A 14,121-nucleotide genomic window follows, 5' to 3' on the forward strand; every position below is an offset into this window, starting at 1 on the left:
GTGACGCAATGCGAGATGTGATTCCGCATCTTGACACGTGCCAAGCGTTCCTCGTACGTTCATGAAGCCCGGTTGACCTGGCACGGCGGTGGGGACCCCCGGCAGGCCGCCAGGCCGGTGAGCAGGGCGGCTCCGCGACGACCGAGGAAACGATCATGAGGGCACCCCGGCCGGGGCGGCCGATGTCTTCGCCGGGCCGGTGAACACCGGGGACGCGGCGAGCCCGGGCCCCGTGGCCCCCCACGGGCGGCGGCCTCCCAGGTCACCCGGTTCGAGGGGGACGGAGGCCGGCGGGATGGAATGCTCGCGGGCGGGAAGTGGTTATGCCAGCCATACAGATGTGAACGACAGAAGGAGCCAACGGTGGCCACCATCGAGGTAACCGAGAAGAACTTCAACGACATCGCCGATGAGGGGATCGTCCTGCTGGACTTCTGGGCGGCCTGGTGCGGACCGTGCCGCACCTTCGGGCCGATTTTCGAGAAGTCCTCCGCGAAGCACACGGACATCAAGTTCGGCAAGATCGACACCGAGGCCGAGCAGGCCCTCGCCCAGGGATTCGAGATCACGTCGATCCCGACGATCATGGCCATCCGGGACGGCATCGTCGTCTTCGCCCAGCCGGGCGCGCTGCCCGAGCCCGCTCTGGAGGACCTCATCGGTCAGGTCCGCGCACTCGACATGGACGCGATCCGCGCCGAGCTCGCCAACGAACTCGGTGTCCAGAAGGGCTGACACGGACCGGGCCTTCGTCCGCTCGGGGATCGCCTCCGCGAACCTGTGAGCCCCCTCGCGGATTCTCGATCGTTCGCGTGGAGCCGGACCCCCTCGCGGCCCGGGCCCCTTCAAAGGGGCCCGGGCCGCGAGGGGAGCGGGTGTCAGACCGAGCGGTAGAGCTCGGCCACCCGGAAGGCCAGGTCGAGCGACTGGCCGCGGTTGAGACGCGGGTCGCAGGCCGTCTCGTAGCGCCGGGCCAGGTCGTCCTCGACGATCTCGGCACCGCCGCCCACGCACTCGGTGACGTCGTCGCCGGTGAACTCGATGTGGACGCCGCCCGGGTGGGTGCCGAGCGCGCGGTGCACCTCGAAGAAGCCCGCCACCTCGTTCAGGACGTCGTCCAGGCGGCGGGTCTTGTGGCCGCTGGGCGCCTCGAAGGTGTTGCCGTGCATGGGGTCGCAGATCCACGCCACCTGGGCGCCGCTCGCGGTCACCTTCTCCACCAGCTCGGGAAGGTGGTCACGGATCTTCGACGCGCCCATCCGGGTGATGAAGGTCAGCCGCCCCGCCTCGTTGTCGGGGTTGAGCTTCTCGATCAGCGCGAGGGCGTCCTCGGCGCTGGTCGTCGGGCCGAGCTTGACGCCGATCGGGTTGCGGATGCTGGCGAAGAACTCGACGTGCGCGCCGTCGAGCTGGCGGGTGCGCTCGCCGATCCAGACCATGTGCGCCGAGACGTCGTACGGCCGGCCGGTCCGCGAGTCGATCCGGGTGAGCGCCTGGTCGTAGTCGAGGATCAGCGCCTCGTGCGAGGAGTAGAACTCCACGGTGTGGAACTCCTCGGGCTCCGCCCCGCAGGCGCGCATGAAGGCCAGCGCCTGGTCGATCTCGCGGGCGAGCTGCTCGTAGCGCTTGCCGGCCGGGGACTCGCCCACGAAGTCCTGGTTCCAGGCGTGCACCTGGCGCAGGTCGGCGTAGCCGCCCTTGGTGAAGGCGCGGACCAGGTTGAGCGTCACCGCGGAGGAGTGGTAGGCGCGCAGCAGCCGCCCCGGGTCGGGGATGCGGGAGTCGGCGGTGAAGTCGAAGCCGTTGACCATGTCGCCCCGGTAGGCGGGCAGCTCGACGCCGTCACGGATCTCGGTGTTCTTCGAGCGGGGCTTGGCGAACTGCCCGGCCATGCGGCCGATCTTCACCACGGGGACCTTGGCCGCGTAGGTGAGCACGATCGCCATCTGGAGCAGCGTCTTGAGCTTGTTGCGCACGTCGTCGGCGGTGGCGCCGGCGAAGGTCTCGGCGCAGTCTCCGCCCTGCAGGACGAAGGCCTCGCCCCGTGTCACCGCCGCCAGGTCCGCCTTGAGGTTGTCGCACTCGCCCGCGAAGACGAGGGGCGGGAGTCCCTTCAGCTCGGTGACGACCTTGTCCAGCTCGCCGCGGTCAGGCCACACGGGCTGCTGCGCCGCAGGCAGCTGCCGCCAGGAATCGAGGTTGATGCTCACGACATACCAGGCTATTGCAACCGGCTGTGCGAACGGACCCGATTGTCCACATGGTGAGAAGGTCTTTATGCCTGGTGAGACCCCGAGGGGTCGGCGACGTGTTCGGGCAGGACGCCCAGGCCGATGAAGCGTCTGGCCAGCAGGCCCAGCACGGGAAGGCGGGCGACGTCGCGGGGCAGCCGCACCGGGCGGGTGCGCTCGGTCAGCGCCGGCCGGATCAGCCGGTTCTGGACGACACGCTGGGCGAACTGGGTGATCACGGTGGGCGGGGTGCGCCGCCGCTGGACCCTCGCGAGCAGCGACTCGGGGATCTCGGCCCCGGCGGCGAGCGGTCCGGCCAGCAGGTTCGCGGCGGCGACCGCGTCCTGCACGGCCAGGTTGATGCCGACGCCGAAGACCGGCGACATGGCGTGCGCGGCGTCACCGATGATCAGCAGCCCCGGCCGGTGCCAGCGGCGCAGCCGGTTGAGCGCGACCGACAGCACGCTGACGTCCTCGAAGCCGGACAGCAGCCCTACCCGGTCCGCCAGGAAGGGCAGGAGCCTGGCGACCTGCTCGCGCAGTGCCGCTATCCCCGCCGAGCGCAGTGCCTCGAAGCCGTTCTTGGGGATCACGTAGGCGAGCTGCCAGTAGGTCTCGCGGTTGATCGACACCATCAGGTGGCCCGCCGACACTCGCAGGAACGCCGACTCGGAGTCGGTGGGCTCGCGCGGCAGCCGGAACCAGACCACGTCCATCGGGGCCCCGTGCTCCACGGGGACCAGCCCGGCGGCCTTACGCACGTCGGAGCGGCGGCCGTCGGCGGCCACGGTGAGCGTCGCGCGCAGCTCGTGCTCGCCGGAGGCGTCCCGGTAGCGCACCCCGCGCACCGTGTCGCCTTCGCGGATCACTCCGTGGACCTCGGACCCCATGAGGAGGTGGAAGTTCGGATACCTGGCGGCGGCACTGGTCAGCAGGTCGAGGAACTCCCACTGCGGCACGAAGGCGATGTACTGATATTTGCCTTTAAGTCCTGATAGATCGGCGACCGACACCGTGGTGTCGTCGGTCTGGAGCTCCAGACCGTACACCTTGCGGTGAGGGAGCCGGTGAAATTCCTCGGCCAGGCCGAGCTCGTCGAGGATCTGGAGGGTCGACGGATGGATGGTGTCGCCCCTGAAGTCGCGCAGGAAGTCACCGTGCTTCTCCAGGAGCGTCACCTCGACGCCGGCCCTGGCCAGCAGTAGCGCGAGCATCGCCCCGGCGGGACCGCCCCCGGCGATCACACACGTGTTCCGAGTCATAATTCATCACCCCATGAAATTCTGGCACGGGATGCCGCCGAAGAGAACAGCGGGCGCGCTCTTTTCCTCGCGGGCACGCGGCCGGCCTGGCTGGGCCAAAGTAGGCATATGACCATTTATCAGACCGAACGCCTCGTCGTTCGCGAGTGGACCCACGACCGCGCCGACCTCGACCGGATCACCGATATCTACACCCGTGACGAGGTCACCCGCTGGCTGCCGCCCCGCGACTTCGAGGCGACGGCGACGGTGGATCGCTGGCACGCCCTGAACCGGCGGGACCGCGGGTTCGGTGTCTGGGCCGTCGAGGTCCGGCAGAGCGGGGTCGCGGCCGGAACCGTTCTGTTCCAGCCGATCGTCGGCGGGGACGGTGAGATCGAGGTGGGCTGGCACCTCCACCCCGACTCGTGGGGGAACGGCTACGCGACCGAGGCCGCCAGGGGTGCAGTGGAACGCGGCTTCGCCTCCGGGATCAAGGAGGTGTACGCCCTCGTCATGCCGGGCAACGACGCCTCCATGGCCGTCTGCCGCAGGCTCGGCATGACCCCGGCCGGACTGACCGGCCGCTTCTACGGCCTCGAGTTGGAGATGTTCCGCCTCGGCGCCCCGGCCGGGGCGCCCTCCGGTCAGCGAATGCCGACGTAGAAACGTGTCCGGTCGCTGCGGTGCAGCGCGTAGTAGGCCTCGAACCGCGTGCCGTCGGGCATCCAGGCGACCGACTCGATGCCGAGCAGTGGCGTCGAGGTGGAGACCTCGAGCAGCGCGGCGTCCTCGCGGTTGGGGAAGGCGGCCTCGATCCACCGGTCGGCGGCGGCGGGCTCGATCCCGTAGCGCCGCCGCAGCAGGTCGTACAGTGACTGGTTCTCCAGCACGGCGCGCTCCAGGCCGGGCACCAGGCGGGCGGGCAGGGCGGTGTCGACGAGCAGCCAGGGCTGCCCGTCGACGCGCCGGAGCCTGCGCAGCCTGACCACCTGTTCCCCGGGTGGGATCCGCAGCAGGGCGGCCTCCCGCTCGTCGGCCTCGCCGAGCGACTGGCGGATGGTCCGGGTGGTCACACGGCGGCCGGACTCCCGCAGGTCGTCGGCGGAGCCGGACATCGACCCGATGAAGTTCAGTTCGGTCTTGCGTGGCGAGACGAAGGCGCCCCGCCCCTTGATCTTATAGATCAGGCCCTGCTGCACGAGCTCGCGCAGGGCCTCCCTGACGACGGTTCGGGAGACCCCGAACATGTCGGTGAGCTCGGCCTCCGACGGCAGCGGCCGGTCCGCGCCGAACTCACCGCTCTCGATGGTCGCCCGCAGTGCGCGCATCAGCTGCATCCACAGCGGCTCCGTTCCGTCGCGGTCGAGGCGCGGATACGTCATCGTCACGGAAACCTCCTCGGGGGGCGTCCAGGAAAGCATTTCATATGGGCAGACCTGTCATGACAGGACGGTGATCCTGTCGTGACAGGAATCCGGTGACGCCGAGTGGATTCCCGTCTACCTACCCGCTGAGCAGGAATAAAAGAGGCTCTTGACATCCACGTAACGTGGATTTAGCGTACCTGTCACTACAGGTCTGTAATGACTACGCCGCTACGCCCCCTATGAGCGATGAGTTCACGGCCTCGACTCGCACCGCCTCGGCGGACCTGCCCTCTCTGGAGACCATGATGCGTATCCGTCCCACATCCCGGCACTGGCGTGCGGCCTCGGCGGCGTCACTGACCGCCCTCGCGGTCCTGGCGGCCGGTTGCGGCTCCGGTGACTCCGGTGCCGGCACCTCCGGCGGCGCCGCCGCGGAGACCTCCGGTGAGAAGCCGTTCATCGCCCTGAGCAACGGCTTCATCGGCAACGGCTGGCGCCAGACGATGATCGCCAAATTCGAGGCGGCGGCGGGCCAGGCCCAGGCCGACGGCCTGATCAGCAAGTACAAGGTCGTCAACGCGCCGGGAGAGAACTCCGCGACCGAGCAGGTCGCCCAGATCAAGAGCCTCCTGCTGCAGAAGCCGGACGCCCTGCTCATCGACCCGGCCTCGCCCACCGCGCTCAAGCCGGTCATCCAGCAGGCGTGTTCCGCGGGCGTCACCGTCGTGGTCTTCGACTCCGCGATCGAGTCGGAGTGCGCCTACGTGCTGCAGAACAGCTTCGTCGACTGGGCCACCTACGCGGCCAAGCCGCTGCTGGAAGGCATCGGAGGCAAGGGCAACGTCATCGTCAGCCGGGGTGTCGTCGGCTCGCAGCCCGAGGCCGAGATGCTCGAGACCACCAAGAAGATCCTCGGTGAGTACCCCGGTGTGAAGACCGTCGCGACGGTGAACGGGATGTGTGACGGCGCCACCGCGCAGAAGGCCGTGCTCGGCGTGCTGTCGAGTGTGCCGAAGGTCGACGGCGTCGTCGGCTGTGGCGACGGCTACGGCGTCGCCCAGGCCTTCGCCACGGCGGGCAAGCCGGTTCCCGCGGTGACGTTCGAGACCAACGGCCGCGCGCTGAGCTACTGGAAGGACAACAAGATCGACAACGGTTCGGTGGCCGTCATGTCCGACCCGGGCCAGTCGGTCGCCGCGCTGTGGCAGGCGCTCGACCTGCTGGAGAAGCGGGACATCCCCAAGCACATGACCTTCCCGATCGTCCTGGTCGAGCAGAAGGACCGGGACGCCTGGGCCTCCGTCCTCAAGCCCGACGAGTACGCCGCCTGGCCCTGGACGCGTGAGCTCTTCCGCGAGCAGGTCAAGGCCGTGCAGACCGGTGGAGCGCCGGTGCAGCCGCCGATCCCGACGGCTGCCGGTTAGGCGGGGAAGGCACGGAGGAGGCCGCCTCATGCACGTCGACAACTTCGCCGCCAAGCCGCTCGCGGCTTCGCGGGAGACAGGCGGGGGACCGTCCGAGCAGCAGTCCGTCGTGATCGCGAGGGGCGTGACCAAGACGTACGGGCGCACCCGGGCCCTCACCGGTGTCGACCTTGAGGTACGGGCCGGCGAGGTGCTCGGCCTCGTCGGCCACAACGGAGCCGGCAAGAGCACGCTGATGCGGGTCCTCGCCGGGCTGGAGGCCTGCGACGAGGGCACGGTCACGGTGTGCGGGCGGGACGCCTCGGGCGAGGCCGGGCCGCGGGCCGGGGACTTCCACGGCGTGCGGATGGCCTACCAGGAGACGTCGCTCTGCCCCGACCTCACGGTCGCGGAGAACATCTGGGTCTCCTCACGCCACTGCCTTCCCCGGCTGGGCTGGCGGCGGGCGGCCGGTGACGGCGTACGGCGCAGGCTCGACGAGATGTTCCCCGGCCACGGGGTGGCCCCGGGCGACCGGATCGAGGACCTGTCGCTGGCCCAGCGCCAGATGGTCGAGATCGTCCGGGCCAGCCTGGTCGACCGGCTGGACCTGCTGATCCTCGACGAGCCCACCGAGTCCCTCGGCCCGGACGCCGCGCGCTCGCTGTACGACTACGTCCGCACCCTCACCGCGGGCGGCGTGGCCGTGCTGCTCATCTCGCACCGCATCCGGGAGGTCCTCTCGGTGGCCGACCGCGTCGCCGTGCTGCGCGACGGGGCGGTCATCGCCGAACGGCCCGCGAGCGGACTCGGCGAGCACGACGTACTGACCCTGATGGGGGCCGAGGTCGCCGCGAGGACCGGGAACGAGCGGATCACGGCCGCCGAGGACGCCTCCGGGGATCGGCCGGTGCTGGCGGAGTTGCGCGGCGCCACCGGTCCCGGACTGCGCGACGTCTCCGTACGGGTCGGCGCGGGTGAGGTCGTGGGCCTGGCCGGGCTGGCCGGTCAGGGCCAGCAGGAGGTGCTCGAACGCCTGTGGCACCCGGTGCGGCGTGACACGAAGGTGCGCGGCACCCGGGCTTACGTGCCGGGCGACCGGCAGCGTTCCGGGGTACTGCCGCTGTGGAGCGTGGCGGAGAACCTCGTGGTGACCGCGGCACGCGGTATCGCGCGCCGAGGTCTGCGCCGCCCCGCCGAGGAGCGCGCGGTCGTGCGGAGCTGGGTCGATCGTCTCGCGATCCGAGGCGGCCCGGACGCGGCGATGACCGAGCTCAGCGGCGGAAACCAGCAGAAGGTGATCGTCGCCCGGGCGTTCGCCTCGGCGGCCGACCTCGTCCTGCTCGACGACCCCTTCCGGGGAGTCGACGTGCACACCAAGACCGACCTGTACGGCCTCATCCGCCAGGAGGCGGCCCAGGGCCGGAGCGTCGTCTGGTATTCGAGCGAGAACGCCGAGATGGCCCACTGCGACCGGGTCTACGTCTTCCGGGCCGGCCGGGTGGTCGCCGAGCTGGCCGGGGCGGAGATCTCCGAGGAGAGGATCATCGCCGTCTCGTTCGCCGAGTCCGATGGAGCGCAGAACCATGAGTGAGACTCTCGTGCCGGCCCTGCCGAGCCGGGCGCGGATGCGCCGGACGGCCCCGGCCGTGGTCAGCGCCGTCGCCATGATCGCGATGATCGCCGTCTGCGCGTCGCTGCAGCCGGACGTGCTGAGCGTGGCCGGGCTGTCGCTGGTCCTCTCGGCGACCGTGCCCCTGGTCATCGCGGCCCAGGCCCAGATGACGCTGATGGCGGTCGGTGACATCGACCTCGGCATCGGTACCTTCGTCGGCCTGGTCACCGTGATCACGGCGACCAGGCTGGTGACCTCCCCGCTCGTCGGGGTCCTGATCCTGCTCGGGCTCGTCGCCTCCTACACCGTGCTCGGCGTTCTCATCCACCTGCGCAGGGTGCCGTCGCTCATCGCCACCCTCGGCGCGTCGTTCGTCTGGCTGGGGCTGGGCATGTTCGTCCTGCCGACACCCGGCGGAACGACCCCGGAGTGGCTGGCGGCCTTCGGCATGTGGCAGCCCGCCGGGTTCCCGGCGCCGCTGCTGCCGATCCTCCTCGTCGCCGCGCTGGTCTACCTGCTCAGCGCGCGCAGCACCCTCGGGGTCCGGATGCGCGGCCTGGGCAGCAACCCGGTGGCCCTGGAGCGGGCGGGCCTGCGCCCGCTGGCGTCGCGGGCCATCGCCTACACCGCCGCGGGCGCGCTCGGCGTGCTGTCCGGGCTCGTGCTGGCCTCCCAGACCGGGGGCGGTGACGTCTCGTCGGCCTCCAGCTACACCCTGATGACGGTGGCGGCGGTGATCCTCGGCGGCGGCTCCTTCCACGGCGGCAGCGCCGTGCCCTGGGGAGTGGTGGTCGGCGGCGTGACCCTCGGCCTGGTCAGCGTGGTCCTCAGCCTGCTCGATGTGCCGACCAACATGCAGTCGGCGGTTCAAGGCGTGATCGTCCTGGCCGTGCTCGCCGGACGCGTCCTGGTCGGAAAGGTGCTGCGATGAACATCCGCGCGCTCGTTGCGCGTCCGTGGATCTGGGGTTTCGCCGCGGCGGCGCTCGTCTGGCTGATCATCCTGGCCATCTCAGGTCAGGGGGGCGGCCAGACGGTCTCCCTGGCCCTGTCCCTGGCGCCCTACCTGGTCATCGTGGGACTCGGGCAGATGCTCGTCATCACCGCAGGTCCCGGCAACATCGACGTCTCCGTGGCGCCGATCATCTCCCTCGCCGGATTCGTCTCGGTCCTGGCGGCCTCGTCCACCGGCTCGGCGACGTTGGGAATCCTCGCGGGCGCCGGTGTGGGTCTCGTCATCGCGGCGATCAGCACGGTGGCGATCCTCGGCCTGTCCGTTCCGCCGATCATCGCCACGCTGGCCGCCGGGCTCATCGCCTCCTCGGGCACGCTGTCGCTGGCGAACGGTTTCAGCGCGGTGCCCGATCCGGGACTGCGGAGCCTGCTCAACCTGCGCCCGGCGGGCATCCCCATCCTCGCCGTGGCCATCGCGGTGGTGACCGTCCTGGTCATCGCACTGCTGCGCGGCACGATCTACGGCCGTTCGCTGATCGCGGTGGGACAGAACCGCCGGGCGGCCGAGCGCGCCGGAATCCCCGTCGCGCGGATCATCGCGGTGACCTACCTGGCCAGCGGCGCGCTGGCCGGTCTGACCGGAGCCCTGCTGGCCGCCTACATCGCGCCCTCCGCGGACCTCGGCACGCGCTACCTGCTCGACTCGGTGGCCGTCGTCGTGATCGGCGGAACGCTCATCTCGGGCGGGCGGGCCGTGCCCGTCGGTGTCTGGGGGGCCGCGCTCTTCTTCATCCTGCTGGACGGCCTGGTCAACCTCGTGGGCTGGAGCAGTGCGGCGCAGAACCTGCTCAAGGGCGGTCTGGTGCTGCTGGTCCTCTTCCTCGCAGGCGGCGGTGACCGCGTCGCCGGCACATCCTCCCGTTTCCGACGGCGGCCGCGACCCGCGGCCGTCACCACCACAACCACTGGAGAGAACACCCATGGCTGACACCGACGGTCTGCTCGACGCCCGCGACTTCGGCGGCGCCGCCTCCGTGACCGGCGGCTTCCACGTCAAGGGCGCACAGGCCCAGGACTGGGGCCTGCAGAACCGGCTCGCGCGCATCTTCAGGGCCGACACCGGCCGGACCGTGATGCTCGCGTTCGACCACGGCTACTTCCTCGGCCCGATGGCCGGCCTTGAGCGCATCGACGTCAACATCGCCCCGCTGGTGCCCAACGCCGACGCGATCATGCTGACCCGGGGCGTGCTGCGCACCAGCATCCCGCCGGCCACCGACGCCGGCATCGTGCTGCGCGCCAGCGGCGGCCCGAGCGTGCTGCGCGACCTCTCCGACGAGCACATCGCCCTGGACATGGAGGACGCGGTACGGCTCAACGCCGCGGCCGTGGCCATCCAGGTCTTCGTCGGCAGCGAGAACGAGTCGCGGTCGATCGCCAACCTCGCCGCGCTGGTGGACGCCGGCCAGCGGCACGGTGTCGCCGTGCTCGGCGTCACCGCCGTCGGCAAGGACATGGTCCGCGACGCCCGCTACTTCCGGCTGGCCACCCGGATCAGCGCGGAGATGGGCGCGCACATCGTCAAGACGTACTACGTCGAGGAGGGCTTCGAGACCGTCACCGCGAGCTGCCCGGTGCCGATCATCGTCGCGGGTGGCAAGAAGCTGCCCGAACTCGACGCCCTGACGATGGCCTACCGGTCGATCCAGGAGGGTGCCGCCGGCGTCGACATGGGCCGCAACATCTTCCAGAGCGAGAACCCCGCCGGCATGCTCGCGGCGATCCGCGCCGTCGTGCACGACGAGGTGAAGCCCGAAGAGGCATACCAGCTCTTCAAGGACCACTCGGCCGCCGGCACCGCGTCCTGACCCCTTCTGGGGCTCGGGCCCCGGCGCGAGACCGCCGGGGCCCGGTCCCGTCATCTCCCGGGAGCTCCCATGTCGCAACAACCAGCCGGATCTGACGACGTCGTCGACCTCGCCGTCATCGGAGCCGGTATCAACGGGCTCGCCATAGCCCGTGACGCCGCCACCCGTGGCCTGCGTGTCGTCGTCGTCGACCGCGCCGACGTGGGTTCGGGAACGTCGAGCACGTCCAGCCGGCTGATCCACGGCGGGCTGAAGTACCTCGAACGCTACGACTTCAACCTCGTGCGGGAGTCGATCCGTGAGCGGCACCTGCTGTTCCGCAACGCCCCGCACCTCGTTCGCGACTACCCCATGCTGATCCCCTCCTACGCGGGTGACAGCAGGCCCGGCCCGCTGATCCGGCTCGGCCTGGCCGCGTTCGACGTCCTGTCGACGGGGCGCAGGCACGGCCGCAGCCGCAGTGTGTCCCTCCGCGCGGTGGCCCGCAGGTGGCCCACGCTGTCGAGGCGCGGCCTGCGCGGGGCCTCGCTGTTCCCCGACGCGCAGGTGCCGTGGGCCGAGCGGCTCTGCGTCGAGTTGCTCCTCGACGCCCGGCGGCTCGGCGCGCGGGTGCTCACCCACACCACGGTCACCGGGCTGGTCGTGGAGAACGACCGGATCGCCGGGATACGGGCCGAGGACAACGCCTCCGGTGCGCGAACCGAGATCCGGGCCGCGGTCACGGTGAACGCGGCCGGCCCGTGGATCGACAGGATCCTCGACGGGCAGGTGGCCAGCCGGCGCCTCAACGGCGGCACCAAGGGCAGCCACATCGTCGTCGACGCGTTCCCGGGCGCGCCCGACACCTGCATCTTCTTCGAGGCGGCCGCCGACCATCGGCCGATCTTCGTCCTCCCCTGGGAGGGGCGCTACATGCTGGGCAGCACGGACCTGACCTACGAGGACGATCTCGACGAGGTCGTCACCAGCGACGAGGAGATCGACTACCTGCTCGCCGAGACCAACCGGATCTTTCCGAACGCCGGCCTCACCCCCGACGACGTGCTCTACAGCGTGGCCGGCGTCCGGCCTCTGCCGTACACCGCCGGGATCTCCGACAACGCCAAGATCAGCCGTGGGCACACGGTGCACAGCCACGCCCCGGCCCACCCGGGGCTGTTCACGGTCATCGGCGGCAAGCTGACGACCCACCGCGCCCTCGCCGAGGACGTCACCGACGCGGTGCTGCGCGCGCTCGGCCGCACTCGCCGGCGCTGCCTCACCCGCTCCCGGGCCTTCCCCGGAGCCGACACCGCCGACTGGCCGACCTTCAGCGCGGACTTCATGCGCTCCTCGCCGCTCACCCCGGCGCAGTCGCGCCGGCTGCTCGACGTCTACGGCGTACGGGCCCGCAGGGTGCTCGAACTCGCTGAGACGGACGACACACTCGCCGAGGTCGTCGACGAGGAGACCGGCGCGCTCGCCGCCGAGGTGGTGATGGCGGTGCGCGAGGAGGGCGCCGTGACGCTGGGGGACATCCTGCTACGACGTACCCTGATTGGACTCGGGCCCGACATGGGCCTGAAGGCGGCCGCGGCCTGCGCCGACATCGCCGTACGTCACCTCGGCTGGGACGAAGGGCGGGCCCGCGCCGAGATCACCGGCTACGAGGCCGAACTGCGGCGCTTCAGGCCGCGGGTTCTGGCCACGTCGGCCACCCCGTCGGCCACCCCGTCGGCCACACTGCGGAGTAGCGACAGGAGGACCTCGTGACAGCCCCGGACACGTGCTATATCGGTGTCGACATCGGCCTGACGGCCTCGAAGGTCGCGGCCTTCGACACCGAGGGGCGGGAACTCGGCGTCGTGCACGCCCGCACCCCCCGCACCAGCGTGACCGCGCACCGTCACGACGTCGACATGCTCGGGCTGGCCGACACGGTCATGGCGCTGCTCGGCGAGCTCACCGGGAAGCTGGCCGCCGACGGATACACCCCGGCGGGCATCGGGGTGGCGGCCCACGGTAACGGACTGTATCCGGTCGACGCCGCCCTGAGGCCGGTCGGGCCCGCCATCGCGTCGTCGGACAGCCGGGCCCAGCGGATCGTGGACGCGATCCCGGAGCGGGAGGCCAGGCGGCTGGCCAGGGAGACCGGCTCCATCCCGTGGGCCGCACAGCCCGCCGTGCTGCTGCGCTGGCTGCACGACGTCGAGCCGGAGAGCTACCGGGCCACCCGGTGGGCACTGTCCTGCAAGGACTGGGTCACCGCGCAGCTCACCGGTGTGCCGAGCGCCGACTACAGCGACGCCAGCGCCTTCGGCATGGTGGCCCTCGACACCCGCGCCTACACCCCGACGGCGCTGGAGCTGGTGGGGCTGCCGGCGAGCGACCTCGACCGGTTCCCTCCGCTGCGCCAGTCCAGTGACGTGGTCGCCGGGCTGAGCGCCCAGGCCGCGGCACGCACCGGACTCCCCGAGGGACTGCCGGTGATCGCCGGTTGCATGGACTGCGTGGCGGCGACGCTCGGCGCCGGGGGACGCGGCCTCGGAGACGTGACGATCATCGTCGGGACGTGGGCCATCAACGGGGCCGTGGTGCCCGCCCGCACCCCGGCGCCCGAGGTCACCATGAGCGCGCTGATGCCCGACCCGGCCACGATGCTGGCCATGGAGGTCGCGCCGACCTCGGCCGCCAACCTCGAATGGCTGGCGTGCGCGTCGGTGCCGCACGACCAGGTCGGCGGCCTGCTCGCGGCGGACCTGCTCGGGGAGGCGGCCATGGTGCCGCCGGGCGCGGAGGGCCTGCTGTTCCTGCCCTTCGTCAACGGAGCCCCCGAACACCCCGCGGCGTCGGGGACCTTCCTCGGCATCTCCGGCGTGCACCGCCGCGGGCATCTCACCCGCGCGGTCATCGAGGGGGTCGCCCAGTACCACCGGGTCCAGCTCGACCGGGTCCTGGCCAGCGGAGCCGACATCGGGGACCGGCCGTGGCGGCTGGCCGGTGGCGGCGCCCGATCCGAGGTCTGGGCGCAGATCTTCGCCGATGTGCTGGGGCGGCCGGTCCGCCGTCAGCTCACCAGCGAGCTGGGAGCACGCGGCGTCGCCTCGCTGCTGCCCGCCGCGCTCGGCCACGATCTCCAGCCGTGGTCGGTCAGCGACGAGGACGACCTGTGCGTGCTTCCAGGCCCCCACCGGGAGGCGTACCTGCGGCACTCGGAGGTCTTCGACCGGACGCTGGCCGGCATGTCGTCCGCCTGGTCGGAGGTCGATCGGTACCGCACGGCCGGTCCCGCCGACGCCGGGTAAGGCCGGGAGGGCGCCGGGCCGGCCGGTCACGGCCGCCGCCGGGCGCCTGCCGGGAACCCGGGACGCGGGCGCCGGGCCGTGACCAGGCGTGCGCGGGCCGCCCCGACGCCTCCGTCATCCCGGCCGGGTCCAGGACGTCGTCGCCCCGATAACCGG

The 14,121-nt window shown here is 71.2% G+C and carries 12 protein-coding genes; 9 read left to right on the plus strand and 3 right to left on the minus strand.

Annotation, left to right across the window (positions count from 1 at the left end):
• Positions 1 to 363 precede the first annotated feature (363 nt).
• Complete coding sequence (gene trxA / locus ABT130_RS44805; protein ID WP_030908921.1) at positions 364 to 735, plus strand: thioredoxin; 372 nt, start codon at positions 364 to 366, stop codon at positions 733 to 735.
• Positions 736 to 878: 143 nt separating this feature from the next.
• Here trxA and ABT130_RS44810 read toward each other — a convergent pair whose 3' ends face one another.
• Together ABT130_RS44810 and ABT130_RS44815 are read right to left on the minus strand one after the other, a co-directional pair.
• A complete protein-coding gene (locus tag ABT130_RS44810; protein ID WP_343966042.1) occupies positions 879 to 2,210 on the minus strand; it encodes a class II 3-deoxy-7-phosphoheptulonate synthase in 1,332 nt (443 codons plus the stop codon).
• Between the two features lie 65 nt (positions 2,211 to 2,275).
• Positions 2,276 to 3,493, minus strand: a complete 1,218-nt coding sequence (locus tag ABT130_RS44815; protein WP_350966096.1) for an FAD-dependent oxidoreductase — start codon at positions 3,491 to 3,493, stop codon at positions 2,276 to 2,278.
• Between the two features lie 108 nt (positions 3,494 to 3,601).
• On the opposite strand from ABT130_RS44815, the gene ABT130_RS44820 reads away from it, so the two are divergent.
• The gene (locus tag ABT130_RS44820) at positions 3,602 to 4,138 is read left to right on the plus strand and encodes a GNAT family N-acetyltransferase (RefSeq protein ID WP_350930373.1); all 537 of its coding nucleotides are present in this window, start codon (positions 3,602 to 3,604) and stop codon (positions 4,136 to 4,138) included.
• Here the strand turns inward: ABT130_RS44820 and ABT130_RS44825 are convergent.
• A complete protein-coding gene (locus ABT130_RS44825) occupies positions 4,120 to 4,857 on the minus strand; it encodes a GntR family transcriptional regulator (protein ID WP_350930381.1) in 738 nt (245 codons plus the stop codon). The genes ABT130_RS44820 and ABT130_RS44825 overlap by 19 nt on opposite strands.
• Before the next feature lie 224 nt (positions 4,858 to 5,081).
• On the opposite strand from ABT130_RS44825, the gene ABT130_RS44830 reads away from it, so the two are divergent.
• The 7 genes from ABT130_RS44830 (at position 5,082) to ABT130_RS44860 (ending at position 13,965) form a co-directional block, all read left to right on the plus strand.
• Entirely contained in the window at positions 5,082 to 6,266 is a 1,185-nt protein-coding gene (locus ABT130_RS44830; RefSeq protein ID WP_350930374.1) for an ABC transporter substrate-binding protein, read from the plus strand.
• A gap of 28 nt (positions 6,267 to 6,294) precedes the next feature.
• Positions 6,295 to 7,839 (plus strand): sugar ABC transporter ATP-binding protein, encoded by a 1,545-nt coding sequence (locus ABT130_RS44835; RefSeq protein ID WP_350966097.1) that lies wholly within the window; start codon positions 6,295 to 6,297, stop codon positions 7,837 to 7,839.
• On the plus strand, positions 7,832 to 8,791 hold the full coding sequence (locus ABT130_RS44840; protein WP_350930376.1) for an ABC transporter permease: 960 nt from the start codon (positions 7,832 to 7,834) through the stop codon (positions 8,789 to 8,791). Before ABT130_RS44835 ends, ABT130_RS44840 begins: the two co-directional genes overlap by 8 nt.
• The gene (locus ABT130_RS44845) at positions 8,788 to 9,801 is read left to right on the plus strand and encodes an ABC transporter permease (protein ID WP_350930377.1); all 1,014 of its coding nucleotides are present in this window, start codon (positions 8,788 to 8,790) and stop codon (positions 9,799 to 9,801) included. Before ABT130_RS44840 ends, ABT130_RS44845 begins: the two co-directional genes overlap by 4 nt.
• On the plus strand, positions 9,794 to 10,681 hold the full coding sequence (gene lsrF, locus ABT130_RS44850) for a 3-hydroxy-5-phosphonooxypentane-2,4-dione thiolase (RefSeq protein WP_350930378.1): 888 nt from the start codon (positions 9,794 to 9,796) through the stop codon (positions 10,679 to 10,681). The genes ABT130_RS44845 and lsrF overlap by 8 nt, the downstream gene beginning before the upstream one ends.
• Before the next feature lie 69 nt (positions 10,682 to 10,750).
• Entirely contained in the window at positions 10,751 to 12,433 is a 1,683-nt protein-coding gene (locus ABT130_RS44855; protein ID WP_350966098.1) for a glycerol-3-phosphate dehydrogenase/oxidase, read from the plus strand.
• Complete coding sequence (locus ABT130_RS44860) at positions 12,430 to 13,965, plus strand: FGGY-family carbohydrate kinase (RefSeq protein WP_350930380.1); 1,536 nt, start codon at positions 12,430 to 12,432, stop codon at positions 13,963 to 13,965. Before ABT130_RS44855 ends, ABT130_RS44860 begins: the two co-directional genes overlap by 4 nt.
• Positions 13,966 to 14,121 lie beyond the last annotated feature (156 nt).

Origin of the sequence: Streptosporangium sp. NPDC001681, assembly GCF_040298085.1 — a bacterium.
GTDB lineage: Bacteria > Actinomycetota > Actinomycetes > Streptosporangiales > Streptosporangiaceae > Streptosporangium.